The 12,396-nt window shown below is 35.7% G+C and carries 15 protein-coding genes; all 15 read right to left on the bottom strand.

The window, feature by feature from the left end:
• Position 1: 1 nt before the first annotated feature.
• The 15 genes from yabA to MKY69_RS02350 all read right to left on the bottom strand — a co-directional run bounded on the left by yabA (position 2) and on the right by MKY69_RS02350 (position 12,350).
• Positions 2–271 (bottom strand): DNA replication initiation control protein YabA, encoded by a 270-nt coding sequence (yabA, locus tag MKY69_RS02420; RefSeq protein WP_340791869.1) that lies wholly within the window; start codon positions 269–271, stop codon positions 2–4.
• A 43-nt stretch (positions 272–314) separates the two neighbouring features.
• Complete coding sequence (gene ricT, locus MKY69_RS02415) at positions 315–1,115, bottom strand: regulatory iron-sulfur-containing complex subunit RicT (RefSeq protein ID WP_003104246.1); 801 nt, start codon at positions 1,113–1,115, stop codon at positions 315–317.
• A complete protein-coding gene (locus MKY69_RS02410) occupies positions 1,112–1,987 on the bottom strand; it encodes a DNA polymerase III subunit delta' (protein ID WP_003104949.1) in 876 nt (291 codons plus the stop codon). Before MKY69_RS02410 ends, ricT begins: the two co-directional genes overlap by 4 nt.
• A gap of 12 nt (positions 1,988–1,999) precedes the next feature.
• On the bottom strand, positions 2,000–2,656 hold the full coding sequence (gene tmk, locus MKY69_RS02405) for a dTMP kinase (RefSeq protein ID WP_003105765.1): 657 nt from the start codon (positions 2,654–2,656) through the stop codon (positions 2,000–2,002).
• 63 nt (positions 2,657–2,719) lie between these two features.
• Positions 2,720–3,382, bottom strand: coding sequence for a CBS domain-containing protein (locus MKY69_RS02400; protein WP_004234723.1), 663 nt, complete (start codon positions 3,380–3,382; stop codon positions 2,720–2,722).
• An 81-nt stretch (positions 3,383–3,463) separates the two neighbouring features.
• The gene (locus MKY69_RS02395; RefSeq protein ID WP_003106074.1) at positions 3,464–4,174 is read right to left on the bottom strand and encodes an ABC transporter ATP-binding protein; all 711 of its coding nucleotides are present in this window, start codon (positions 4,172–4,174) and stop codon (positions 3,464–3,466) included.
• Complete coding sequence (locus tag MKY69_RS02390; RefSeq protein ID WP_003103139.1) at positions 4,174–4,938, bottom strand: ABC transporter ATP-binding protein; 765 nt, start codon at positions 4,936–4,938, stop codon at positions 4,174–4,176. Before MKY69_RS02390 ends, MKY69_RS02395 begins: the two co-directional genes overlap by 1 nt.
• A complete protein-coding gene (locus tag MKY69_RS02385) occupies positions 4,939–5,892 on the bottom strand; it encodes a branched-chain amino acid ABC transporter permease (RefSeq protein WP_003106246.1) in 954 nt (317 codons plus the stop codon).
• A gap of 2 nt (positions 5,893–5,894) precedes the next feature.
• Positions 5,895–6,764 carry a branched-chain amino acid ABC transporter permease gene (locus tag MKY69_RS02380; protein WP_003106245.1) on the bottom strand — a complete coding sequence of 290 codons (870 nt, stop codon included), beginning with the start codon at positions 6,762–6,764 and terminating at the stop codon, positions 5,895–5,897.
• A gap of 38 nt (positions 6,765–6,802) precedes the next feature.
• On the bottom strand, positions 6,803–7,978 hold the full coding sequence (locus MKY69_RS02375; RefSeq protein WP_004234730.1) for an ABC transporter substrate-binding protein: 1,176 nt from the start codon (positions 7,976–7,978) through the stop codon (positions 6,803–6,805).
• A gap of 146 nt (positions 7,979–8,124) precedes the next feature.
• Complete coding sequence (locus MKY69_RS02370) at positions 8,125–8,400, bottom strand: YlbG family protein (protein WP_003106243.1); 276 nt, start codon at positions 8,398–8,400, stop codon at positions 8,125–8,127.
• 2 nt (positions 8,401–8,402) lie between these two features.
• Positions 8,403–8,846, bottom strand: a complete 444-nt coding sequence (locus MKY69_RS02365) for a YlbF family regulator (RefSeq protein WP_003105053.1) — start codon at positions 8,844–8,846, stop codon at positions 8,403–8,405.
• A 192-nt stretch (positions 8,847–9,038) separates the two neighbouring features.
• A complete protein-coding gene (locus tag MKY69_RS02360; RefSeq protein ID WP_003104338.1) occupies positions 9,039–9,629 on the bottom strand; it encodes an ATP-dependent Clp protease proteolytic subunit in 591 nt (196 codons plus the stop codon).
• A gap of 286 nt (positions 9,630–9,915) precedes the next feature.
• Positions 9,916–10,545 (bottom strand): uracil phosphoribosyltransferase, encoded by a 630-nt coding sequence (gene upp / locus MKY69_RS02355; RefSeq protein WP_003106242.1) that lies wholly within the window; start codon positions 10,543–10,545, stop codon positions 9,916–9,918.
• Positions 10,546–10,712: 167 nt separating this feature from the next.
• The gene (locus MKY69_RS02350) at positions 10,713–12,350 is read right to left on the bottom strand and encodes a putative polysaccharide biosynthesis protein (protein ID WP_003106241.1); all 1,638 of its coding nucleotides are present in this window, start codon (positions 12,348–12,350) and stop codon (positions 10,713–10,715) included.
• Positions 12,351–12,396 lie beyond the last annotated feature (46 nt).

Genomic DNA, 12,396 nt, shown 5'->3' with positions numbered 1-12,396 from the left:
GCTACTTTCTGTCTAATAATTCTCTACAAAACATACACTCTTCATCATATTCACGGCGTTGTCCGTAAAATAAATTACAGATATGGAAACCTTCGTCATATATGCTTTCTAAGTGTTCTTTCCCTTGTTTTAGGGTTTTATGAACCGTTTCATGTTCTACTTGACTTAAACGATCACGTAATTTTGTATTTTCAATTCGTAATACTGTATTTTCTTCAACTAAGCCTTGGACTTGTTTTTTCATAGCTTCTACATCAGCTAATGTAACCATTAGATTTTGTGAAAAACCATCAAATGCGTCAAAGAGCTCTCTTTTATTGACCAAATTTTACCTCCTCTAGTGGGTAAGGAACAACTGTATCATTTTCTTCTAGTTTAATTTTAAGAATTTCTTTAAAGAGGTCAATAGAGACAACTCGTCCTAAACCATCTTTTGTTTCAACAATTGTGCCATAATCAGGAAATTTTTGCTTACTTTCTTTATAGAAATCGTCTTCATATTTTAAACAACACAGCAAACGTCCACAATAACCCTGACTTTTGCCAGAATTTAATGATAATCCTTGATTTTTTAACATTTTTATCGAAACAGGGGGAAACTCGCCTAAAAAGCTCGTACAGCATAAGGGACGACCACAAGGCCCAATTGCCCCATGGATTTTTGCTTCTTCTCGGCTATTAATTTGTCTTAATTCAATTCTTGTTTTGAACAGCGTAGCTAAGTCCTTTAATAGTTGTCTGAAATCAACACGGTCCTCAGCTGTAAATGTTATCAAAACGAAACTTCTTTCTAAAGGAAAGATAATATCAACAATCTTCATTTGTAACTTGTTAGCTTCAATGAGCTCTTTAACAAGTTTTCGAGAAGATTGGGCATAACTAGCATTGTTTTCATGGGCTTTGGTGTCCATTTCAGAGGCTTCTCGAACAATCTCTGGAAGATCTTTGGGTAATTTTTCGTCAGCAATTTCTCTCATCTTATGTGAAACTTTAGCTAAATAACTACCTTTGCCATCTTTTATAACAAGCAGACTTGTTTCCGGAAATTCTTTATCTGTTTTTACAAATTTCGCCAAGTTTGCTTGTCCGTACTTGACACCAATTACCTTAGTCATGCCATCACCATAAATTCTATAACATTTAAAAAATTAACATTACTTTGCCACATTAATCGTGCTTGATATAAAGCTTGAAGATAATGTAGGCTATTTTTTTGTGAATAATCTTTTGCAAGAATAAGTGTTAATAATTTTAGGACCGTATCCTGTTCTGCTTTTTCACTCGCAAGAAGACTCAGTCTGCTTGCTTCAAGATATGCTTTGTCTTTATCCGTCAATAAAATATTAGCAAATTGTTGACTCTTATTGATTAAATCTAAAAGCCTATTATCTTTTGCTAAAAGTTTTAAATCTTGTGGATTCTTGGCAAGTTGTGCAATTAAATCAGATTGATTCTTTAATAATCCTAATTTTTGAGCTTCCCTAGATAGAAATTCAATATCTTTAGAGAAGTGAAAAATTTGTGTCCGACTTTTGATTGTCGGTAAGACCTGATTATCATCATTAGTTAAGAGGAATATATAAGAAGTACTCTGTGGTTCTTCTATAAATTTTAAAAGACTATTAGCTGCATTTGTATGCATTTTTTCACAATCTTTAATGATGAAAACTTGCTTTTGACTCTCATATCCAGTTTGAGAAAAGTTACGCATCATTTCTCTCACAGCTTCTGTTTTGATAACTTGACCAGTTGGCTCTAAAATTGTTAAATCTGAAAATTCATTTTTGTCGATTAACTGACAAGTTCGACAATCGCCGCAAGGCAAAAAATCAATTTTGTTGTTACAAAAAATAGCCTTGGCCAAAAAAATGGCCATCTCAAAATTGGCATAATCACCAGAAAAGAGATATGCATGATTAAGGCGATCTTTTTTTAATATCTGTTTGAATTCTTGGAATGCTTTTGGTGCTTGTTGCTCTATTTGCATACCATTTCCCCCTCAGACATTTAGTTTTGCTTTTATTGCATTAAAGGCATCTGAAATGACTTGTTCTAAAACATTTGAAGCATCAATAGTGACAATCCGATTAGGATTTTCCTTGGCCAACTCTAAATAGCCATTTCGCACAGCTTGATGCATTTCTAACTTTTCAAGATCAAGGCGATTAACTTCATGTGTCCTATTTTTAGCAATTCTAGCCAAGCCAACTGAGGAAGGAACATCAAAATAGAGGGTCAAATCAGGATCAACTCCATCTGTTGCAAAATCATTTAGCCACTGGATATCAGCTTTGTCTAAACCTCTGCCACTTCCTTGATAAGCCACTGAACTATCAATAAACCTATCCATCAGAACAATCTTGCCCGCTTCTTTGGCTGGTAAAACTTTTTCTACCAAATGTTGGCGTCTAGCTGCAATATAAAGTAATAATTCCGTTTTATAATCCATGGCTGTATTGTTAACATCAAGAATGACCTCTCTGATTTCTTCGGCAATAGCAACGCCACCTGGTTCTCTTGTCGTAATCAATTCTTTATCAAACTCAGCCTTTAAAAGAGGCAAGAGGGCCTCTAAAACACTAGTTTTGCCCGCCCCATCAGGGCCTTCAAATGTTATAATTAATCCCTTTGATAGGTCGTTTACTTTATTATTCATACATCTATTTTACCAAAATTTTGGAAGAAAAAACACTGCCAATTATTAGCAGTGCTTTATTCCTCAATTTACTTCTGGTTTTTCATGTGTTTTCATTACTGACTCGACTTCAACACCAGTATTATGCAATTTTTCTTTCAGAATTTCAGGTGAGATATCGCCATCAATTTGAAGTTCAACAACTGTCTTACCATTGGCACGCGTATCAACAACAGTACGTCTAATATTTAAATTTTCCTCTGAAATAGTTGACGCAACACGCGCTAATATACCTACAGCATTATCTGTATTAATTACAACACGAATACCTTCTAAACCATATCCTGAGATGTGGAGAAAGGCTTTATAAACATCACGGTCAGTAATGATACCAACAAGTTCTTCGCCATCGAGAACAGGCAAAACACCCACTTTATGTGTAAGCATGAGGTAGATTGCATCTTCTAAACTAGCATTTGGTTCAACAGTTATGACCTTTTTAATCATAATGTCTTTAATTTTCGTTTTGTTTAATAAGTAATTCATTTCATAGATAGACAGGCTGGTTGCTTTTGAGGGAGTGGCATCGGCCATTGTCTCAGCAGTCACTAAACCTACTAAATGTCCATTTTCGACAACTGGTAGACGACGCAAGTCTTCTTCTCTTAGTAAATCGGCAGCTTTGGCTACTCTTGTGTCAGGTGTAATGGTAACAACGTTTTTAGTCATATAATCTTTTACTGACATATTTTTATCCTCATTTATCTTGATAATTTATTATAGCATGGTCCATAATTTATATGCATCTTGCAAGCGACTTTACCTAAATTAGCCACCCAAGTAAGCCTTTTTAACTTGATCAGAAGCTAATAGTTCCACACCAGAACCGGATAAAACTACTTTCCCAGTTTCTAGAACATAGGCTCTATTAGCAATAGATAATGCTTTATTGGCATTTTGTTCAATTAACAAGACCGTTGTCCCTTGCTTTTGAATATCCTGAATGATATCGAAAATTTCTTGAATAAAAATTGGCGCTAATCCCATCGATGGTTCATCCAAAAGGAGTAATTTGGGTTTACTCATTAAGGCTCGACCCATTGCAAGCATCTGCTGTTCACCACCCGAAAGAGTTGCGGCATCTTGAACCTTACGCTCTTCAAGTCGTGGGAAACGATCAAAAATCATTTTAAGATTTTTTTGATTTTCTTCACGATCTTTGCTCAAAAAGGCACCCATCTCCAAGTTTTCCATAACTGTTAAGCCAGGAAAAACATGGCGTCCTTCTGGCACCTGAGATAAACCTTCAGCTACAATTTTTCTCGCTGGCATTTTTTGAATCTCTTTACCTAAAAAACTAATTTTTCCACTTTTGGGACGATTTAAACCCGAGATTGTTCTTAAAATGGAAGTTTTTCCAGCACCGTTAGCCCCAATTAAGGTTACAACCTCGCCCTCTTCAACGTGAAATGAAACATCCTTAACAGCTTCAATAGCTCCATAATTAATGGATAAGTTTTCAACTGATAACATTGACATTATAGATCACCTCCAAGATAAGCTTCGATAACGCGCTTATTATTTTTTATTTCTTCAGGATTGCCATGGGCGATTAAGCGACCATATTCTAAAACATAGATCCGCTCAGTAACTTCCATAACAAGACTCATGTCGTGCTCGATAAGGATAATTGTAACCCCAAAGTCATTCTTGATCTGACGAATTAATGCCGTCAGCTCTGCTGTCTCCTGTGGATTCATCCCTGCAGCAGGCTCATCTAAAAAAAGAATCTTTGGCCTGGTTGCCAAGGCACGGACAATTTCTAAGCGTCGTTGTTGACCATAAGGTAAATTTTTAGCAAGTGTATCAGCTTCTTTTTCCAAATTAAAGATAGCCAGTAATTCTAAAGCTTTTTCTTTAAGTTCTGCTTCTGATTTGTAATAAGCTGGTAAACGAAGCAAACTAGCTAAAGTATGAGATTTTGATTGATTAGCAAGACCAATTAAGACATTTTCGAGAACAGTCATATCTTTAAAGAGACGAATATTCTGGAAAGTCCGAGATAAACCTAAAGATGCAATTTTGTATGGGGATTTACCATTTAAGACAGTACCATCAAGGCTTACAGTCCCTTCACTAGGTACATAAACACCAGTTAATAAGTTAAAGAGGGTTGTTTTACCAGCACCATTTGGCCCAATTAAACCAACTAATTCCCCTTCATGTAATTCCATCGTGACATCTCCAACAGCTGTTAGACCGCCAAAGTGTTTACTTAAATTTTTCACTTCAAGAAGCGCCATCTATCTGCCCTCCTCTGTCTTATTTGAAAATAATTTAGAAAATTGAAATTCCTTTGTCCCTAATAATCCACCTGGTTTGAAAACCATGACGAGGATTAATGCTAATGAGTAAACAATCATTCGAACTTCTGAAAAGCTCTGGAGATACATATTTAGTCCTCCAAGTACAATAGCCGCAAGGATGGTTCCAGTCATTGAACCTAAGCCACCTAATACAGCAATAATTAAATAATCAATCGAACGCATAATTGTAAAGTCTTTTGGTACAACAGTGCCAATATAACCGACATAAAGTGAACCAGCAACACTTGCTGTCATGGCAGCAAAAGCAAAGGTTGCTACTTTGATTTTAGTTGTATTAACTCCCATTGATTCAGCCGCAATTTCATCTTCACGAACAGAAATGACTTGACGACCAATTGAACTCTGTAAGAAATTCATGGTTAAAACAATGATGAGGACAACAAAGGCAAAAACTACTGGCCATGATGTGTAACGAAGAATCCCTGTTAAACCAGCTGCGCCATTGGTTACTTCTCCACCATTGACAATAGCGATTCGAATTATCTCAGCAACACCCAAAGTTGCAATAGCTAAGTAATCCCCTTTCAAACGTAAGGTCGGAAATCCAACTATTACCGCTACTAAGCCTGCAACTAATATTCCAACTAGCATTGAAACATAAAATCCTAAATAAGTTGGAATATTTTGTGTAATAATGGCTGTAGTATATGCCCCGATGGCCATAAAGCCAGCCTGTCCTAAAGGAAACTGACCAGAGAAACCAAGTACAAGGTTAGTTCCCATCGCCATAATAATTGAAATTCCAATCCCCATTAAAATCTGCACATAATAGGGACCTAAAATACCTTGACCAATAAGAAAACTAAGAACAAGGAAAATAACAGTAACTAAGACTGCCCATGATAAAATGGATGACATATTTTTTTTCATGACTATACCTTCTCCTTTACATTTTTTCCTAGAAGTCCGGCTGGTCTAATTAGTAAGATAATAATTAAGACAGCATACACAATAGCATCACGGTAACTTGATAAACCAATAGAAGTTGAAAATGTTTCCAAGAGACCGATGATAAAGCCACCTAGGGCTGCACCAGGAATAATCCCTATTCCTCCGAGAACGGCAGCTACGAAAGCTTTAATCCCTGGTGTCATACCCATTAATGGATTGATTGAATTATAGTATAAACCAATTAAGACCCCACCCGCACCTGCTAAGGCAGAACCTAAAGCAAAGGTGAAGCTTATTGTTGAATTGACATTAATTCCCATTAGTTGAGCAGCATCACTATCAACCGAAACTGCACGCATGGCTTTACCCATTTTGGTTTGTTTGACGATGAATTGCAGAGCAAGCATCAGCATAAGAGAAACCAACAAGATGGTTAATTGGACATTGGTCACGCTAATTGGTCCAAAGTTGTACTTGATGATTTTGAGAGCTTGTGGAAAAGCACGCGCTTCTGCACCCACAAAATAGACCATGCCATATTCTAGCAAGAATGAGACACCAATTGCTGTTATCAGCGCAGCAATTCTCGTCGAATTCCTTAGGGGTCGATAGGCTAAAAATTCAATTAACACCCCCAAGGTTGCTGTGATAACCATTGTTAACAATAGGGTTACAAAAAAGTTTAAATGAAGTGTATTAATTAAATAATAGCCAATGAAGGCACCCATCATATAAATATCGCCGTGAGCAAAGTTGATGAGTTTGATGATCCCGTAGACCATTGTATAGCCTAGGGCCAACAAGGCGTAGACACTACCTAAGATTAGGCCATTTACAAGTTGTTGGAGCATATTTGTTACCGTTCTTTCATAATAATCTGGTACAAGCATTATTTTTTTGCTTGGATAACTGTTGTCGAGGTTTCTTTACCTTTTGTTAAGCCAATCACAGATACAGATTTAATAGGATTGTGATGCTTATCAATGGTCATTGTTCCTGTAACACCTTTAAAATCTTTCAATTTGGCGAGAGCTTTAGAAATATCCTTTGAAGATTTTGCATTTTCAGAGGCTTTTGCTGCCATATAAACTGAATCATAGCCTAAGGCTGCAAACATTGAAGGATTTGAGCCATATTTTGCTTTGAATGTTTTGGCAAATTTAGCGGCTTTCTTGGAAGTCTTTTCTGAATATCCTGATAGGTAGTAAACATTGGTAACATTCTCTTTGCCACCAAGTTCAACAAGCTTATCATCAGCAAAGCCATCAGGACCAACGATTGGTGCAGTAATACCCATTTCTCGAGCCTGTTTAATAATTGTTCCAGTTTCTTGATAATAACCTGGCATAATCACCGCATCAAATGATTTATTTTTATATTTGGTAAGAGCAGATTGAAAATCTGTATCTCCAGATTGGTAGGTTGCTTCGGCAACAATTTTACCCTTATAGACCTTTTTGAATTGTTTAGCTATTCCTTTTGCATAATCACTTGAATTGTCATAAAATAGGAAAACTTTTTTAGCTTTTAATTGGTCAGTCGCAAAGGTTGACATGACATCCCCTTGATAGGAATCAATAAAGGTAGTTCGAAAGATGTAATCATAGGTTTTCCCATCACGAGCAATAGTTAAGTCATCTTGTGTTCCCGAAGGGGTAATTAATGGAACTGCGGCTGCCGTAGCATTTGGTGAGGCAGCAGCTGCTGCACCTGAAGTAGCTGGTCCGACGATAACATTAACATTATTTTGAGTAGCAAGACTGGTTGTTACAGTTGCGGATTCAGCATTCTCTGATTTATTGTCTTTAGTTACCAACTCAATTTTTTTACCATTGACTCCACCTGCATGATTGATTTCGTTAACTGCCATTTGAGCACCGACCTTTTCAGCACCACCATAGGCTGAGACTGGACCAGTCAACTCTAAATTTAAGCCTAACTTAATGGTTTTTTTTATTTCTGTTCCTTTGGCATTAGAAGTACTACTTGGCGGCGCAGCATCGCAAGCTGCTAAAGACATTAGTGATATTGTTGCCATTGACCAAAGTACAAGTCTCTTTTTCATATGCATTTCCTCATTTAATAAAATTGATATGTAGATAAGAATACAGAATTATCTGAAAATTGTCAATAATTTAAGATTACTTTTTAAAAAATAAAGAAAAAACCAAGAAGCAATACTTCTAGGCTTTTTAAAGGTCACTTTAATTGTCAGATAATTTTAGATTTCTCCTCTTCTTTACGGTGTAAATTTCCCACAAATTCATGATTGATATCATCAAATGCAGATAGTTTTACCTCTTTAATAAACTTAAATTTTTCAATTTCTTGTATTTTCGACTCTGCATCTTCTTTATTGACATACAATACTAAATAACGAGAGCGTTTAGAATGATAATATAAGTCACCAAACTTAGTAACTTTTCTTGCATCACGATTGTAATATAAATAAACAACGATGCCTATTCTATCTTGTTTTGAATACATGTTTAATCCTTTTCTTTGATATTTTGATAGATACCAATTTCTGGGTGCTCTTTACTTGATGATAGAGGTAAACCTTCATCAACAAAAATTGTGGGAGACACCACATTTGCAATCTGCTGACTGATTTCAGCTAGAATTTCTTGACATGCTACTTCCGCATATCTCAATTCGATCACTTTTGAATTCATATCAAGTTTCTTCTTGTTTGCCAGAATCGTCCTCCTCAACTCTCTCAATTCTGGTCGAAACTTTACAAAATCAATCTCTTTTGTATAGCTATCAGTTAATTGACTTAGTTCTTGAATAGCAACTTGGACCTCACTATCTTGATCAAGTGCATTTAACTTTTCTTGATAATTAAGAAACTCATCTCTCTCAAGCAAATCATTGACCAATTGGTCAATGGCATCATCAATTACTATTAAGTCTTCATTTATGACTAACATAACTTGATTATATCATAATGTCTCAGAATCAGTTATTCTAGTCGATTTTTATTTATTATTGGCTTTCTTCAATTATAGCATGTTTAAAATAAAAAGACATCACTCTCCACAGATATGTCTTTTATCTCAGTATCCTGATTATTTGGATATAATTATAGTACAAAAAAAGCTAGACAAGATGTCTAGGCTTTTTTACTTCAAGCTATTGTTTTCCATGATTTCATCGATGAACCCATAAGCTAAAGTTTCTTTAGCATCCATCCAATAATCTCTTTCAGCATCTCTATGGATTACTTTAATTGTTTTTCCACTGTTATCAGCAAGAATTTTTTCTAAGCGTTTACGGGTTTTTAATAATTGCTCCGCAACGATTGCCATATCCGACTGCTGTGTACCATTTCCAGCACCGCCCATTGGTTGGTGAATTAGATACTCAGCATTTGGTAACATGAACCGTTTACCCTTGGTTCCAGATGATGCAATAATTGTACCCATTGAAGCTGCCATCCCCATAACAATTGTTTGGACATCAGATTTAATGAAGTTCATTGTATCAACGATTGCTAAACCAGCAGATACAGAACCACCAGGTGTATTAACATAAAGGTAAATATCTTTAGTATTATCTTGTGCATCTAAGAATAACAATTGAGCAATGATAGAATTAGCCATGTTATCCTCAACAGGACCAGTTAACATAATAATACGATCTTTTAATAAACGTGAGTAAATATCATAAGATCGTTCACCACGACTTGTTTGTTCAATAACAACAGGAATCATATAATTCTCCAATCTAATTTACCTGTAGAGTGAAATCAACTCTTGCGCCAGGTAATCTTTTATGATGACCTTATTATAATCTATTGGTCAAAATAGGTCAAATAATAAACTTACTTTTAAAAAAACTTTCTAGCACTTAAACTAGAAAGTCCATTTAGAACAATATTTTGAAAAGAGCTGTTTACTCTAATCTGTTTCTCAAGGCTCGTCTAAGTAAAAGTCCACCGGAGTCTAAGGACTCGCGTCTTTATTTCAAGGCTCGTCTAAGTAAAAGTCCACCGGACTTTTACTTAGTACCAAACAAGCGGTCACCTGCATCGCCGAGTCCTGGGACTATATAACCATGTTCGTTTAATTTTTCATCTAAAGCGGCTGTGAAGATATCAACGTCAGGATGAGCATCTTGTAATTTTTTAACCCCTTCTGGAGCTGCTACTAAACATACAAATTTGATGTTTGCAGCACCACGTTTTTTCAATGAATCAACTGCTAAAATAGCTGATCCACCTGTCGCTAACATTGGATCTACAACAAAGATTTGGCGTTGATCAATATCTTCTGGAAGTTTGACTAAGTACTCAACTGGTTCTAATGTTTCTTCATCACGGTACATACCGATGTGTCCAACTTTTGCAGCTGGAACGAGACTTAAAAATCCATCAACCATACCAATACCAGCTCTTAAGATTGGAACAATTGCTAATTTCTTACCAGCTAATTGTTTTTGAACAGTTTTTGAAACTGGAGTTGTGATTTCAACATCTTCAACTGGAAGGTCTCGAGATACTTCATATCCCATTAACATTGCAATTTCGTTGACTAATTCACGAAAATCTTTAGTTGACGTCGTTTGACGACGCAAAATTGATAATTTGTGTTGAATTAGTGGATGCGAAATAACTTGAAATTTTCCCATGGTCGTTTACTTCCTTCTTATTTTTTTCACTTGTAACATTATAGCAGAAATCTTCAACTTTTGCAGATTTTTTTAAAGCCTAAGTTATTCTAACCTTAACAGAGTAAATAGATTCTACTCGATCCACTAGAATAAAAAAAACAACCTAGTTTCACTAGGTTGTCAATTTAAGCAATTTTAAATTTTCGACGAAGATTTTCAGCTCTGCGATCACCAATCAATTTATCCAATTGATGTGTCACTAATGTTAAATAGCCATAGATACTAAAGCCAAGACCACCAATAATTAATAAATAAAGGAGACTGGCGATTCGGCCATCAGTCGATAAGAAGTAACCTAATATCCAATTTCCAAGAACCACCACAATTCCCATTACTGCTGTTAGAATTGCTAATAATAGAATTTGACGGAATAACAAATTTCTATTAAATTTAGTTACTTGATGTAAGCGACGGATCATTAACACGATTGGTAAGAGTAAACCAAAAGTCGTTGCAAGCAAGGGTCCATAAGCATGGAATAAATAAATCGATGGAATCTGTAAGACAAGTTTTACAATAACCCCATAAGCAAAGTAGAGCATGGCTCTTTTATTTTCAAATAAGGCTTGGAGCATTGGTGCAAGTAAGGAATAGAGTGCTAGTAAAATAACTTGTAATAATACAACTCTAAACAAACTGATTGCTGTTGGTACTGTCACTCCATAAAAGACCACATAGAGAGGTTTGGCTAAAATAATTGCCCCTGTCAATGCTGGTAATAAAAACATGAATAACATGGTAATATTATTGATGATTAATTTAGCTGCTGCATGCATATCTTTCTTGACATAATTCTCTGTCAATAAAGCAATTCCAACGCCACCAATTGAAGCTGCAACAGCAATAAGAATCATCGTAATTTTTGCTGGATTGGCATTAAAGTATCCAAATAGCTCCATTAGTTGTGCCTTAGGAAGCTTGGTAAAGAGCAACATACTATTAATGAAAGTCCATTGGTCAATTAATTGAAAGGCTTGGATGGCACTACCAGTAACAATAAAAGGAATTGATTCTTTTATTGTTTCCCACAATAAACCTTTGGCATCAATTTTAATATCCATAACAGGTTTTGCAAAAATTTTCTTTAACAATCCTTCTTTATTGAGATAAAAAACCAAGACTAACATACTGGCAATCATCCCAATAAATGCTGCAAATGTCGAATGGATTACTGCTTCAACATAATTACCAGATCCCAGTTTCATAACCATGTAAGTTGCGATTAGCATCCAAATGACCCGAACAATTTGTTCAGCAATCTGACTCAATGCATATGGTTTAATATTGTTATGTCCCTGAAAAATTCCCCTAATGATACTCATGATAGGGAAAATAAGGACAGCTAATGATAAACTGTGCATGACTGGAATTAACTGTTGATCACTACCCGACATTGATGCAAAAATAGGGGAAGTGATATACATAACAAATGAAAAGAAGAGTCCTAGACCCAGCATCAATTTCATAGTTGAACGAATCAACTGGTAGCTATGCTCAGTTTGTCCAAGGGAATTATATTTGGCAATCTGTTTTGCAATTGCGACATTGAGGCCTGTAGTAGAAATCAATAAAAAATAGGCATATACATTATAGCCCATGTTAAATAAGGCATTGGCCTGTGTCGCATATTTGCCCATCCAGATAAACCATGGGATGACATAGATCACGCCTAAGAGTCGACTGATAAAATTACTAGCTGTGGACCATGCTGTTCCACGCAACATCAGTTCCTTTTGGGTTATTTCGTTGTTGTTTGTTTCCATATCTATTCTTTCTAAGATGTAGTAGCTATATTATAAACTTTTGCAT

The organism is Streptococcus sp. FSL R7-0212, assembly GCF_038007985.1.
GTDB classification, from domain to species: Bacteria; Bacillota; Bacilli; order Lactobacillales; family Streptococcaceae; genus Streptococcus; species Streptococcus parauberis.
Note: the sequence above shows the minus strand (reverse complement) of the source record. Positions and strands in the feature narration are given on the sequence as shown.

Excerpts from the sequence above, each read along its gene's own strand:
- yabA (WP_340791869.1), bottom strand. The coding sequence starts at position 271 with ATGGTTACATTAGCTGATGTAGAAGCTATGAAAAAACAAGTCCAAGGC.
- ricT (WP_003104246.1), bottom strand. The coding sequence starts at position 1,115 with ATGACTAAGGTAATTGGTGTCAAGTACGGACAAGCAAACTTGGCGAAA.
- MKY69_RS02410 (WP_003104949.1), bottom strand. The coding sequence starts at position 1,987 with ATGCAAATAGAGCAACAAGCACCAAAAGCATTCCAAGAATTCAAACAG.
- tmk (WP_003105765.1), bottom strand. The coding sequence starts at position 2,656 with ATGAATAATAAAGTAAACGACCTATCAAAGGGATTAATTATAACATTT.
- MKY69_RS02400 (WP_004234723.1), bottom strand. The coding sequence starts at position 3,382 with ATGTCAGTAAAAGATTATATGACTAAAAACGTTGTTACCATTACACCT.
- MKY69_RS02395 (WP_003106074.1), bottom strand. The coding sequence starts at position 4,174 with ATGTCAATGTTATCAGTTGAAAACTTATCCATTAATTATGGAGCTATT.
- MKY69_RS02390 (WP_003103139.1), bottom strand. The coding sequence starts at position 4,938 with ATGGCGCTTCTTGAAGTGAAAAATTTAAGTAAACACTTTGGCGGTCTA.
- MKY69_RS02385 (WP_003106246.1), bottom strand. The coding sequence starts at position 5,892 with ATGAAAAAAAATATGTCATCCATTTTATCATGGGCAGTCTTAGTTACT.
- MKY69_RS02380 (WP_003106245.1), bottom strand. The coding sequence starts at position 6,764 with ATGCTCCAACAACTTGTAAATGGCCTAATCTTAGGTAGTGTCTACGCC.
- MKY69_RS02375 (WP_004234730.1), bottom strand. The coding sequence starts at position 7,978 with ATGAAAAAGAGACTTGTACTTTGGTCAATGGCAACAATATCACTAATG.
- MKY69_RS02370 (WP_003106243.1), bottom strand. The coding sequence starts at position 8,400 with ATGTATTCAAAACAAGATAGAATAGGCATCGTTGTTTATTTATATTAC.
- MKY69_RS02365 (WP_003105053.1), bottom strand. The coding sequence starts at position 8,846 with ATGTTAGTCATAAATGAAGACTTAATAGTAATTGATGATGCCATTGAC.
- MKY69_RS02360 (WP_003104338.1), bottom strand. The coding sequence starts at position 9,629 with ATGATTCCTGTTGTTATTGAACAAACAAGTCGTGGTGAACGATCTTAT.
- upp (WP_003106242.1), bottom strand. The coding sequence starts at position 10,545 with ATGGGAAAATTTCAAGTTATTTCGCATCCACTAATTCAACACAAATTA.
- MKY69_RS02350 (WP_003106241.1), bottom strand. The coding sequence starts at position 12,350 with ATGGAAACAAACAACAACGAAATAACCCAAAAGGAACTGATGTTGCGT.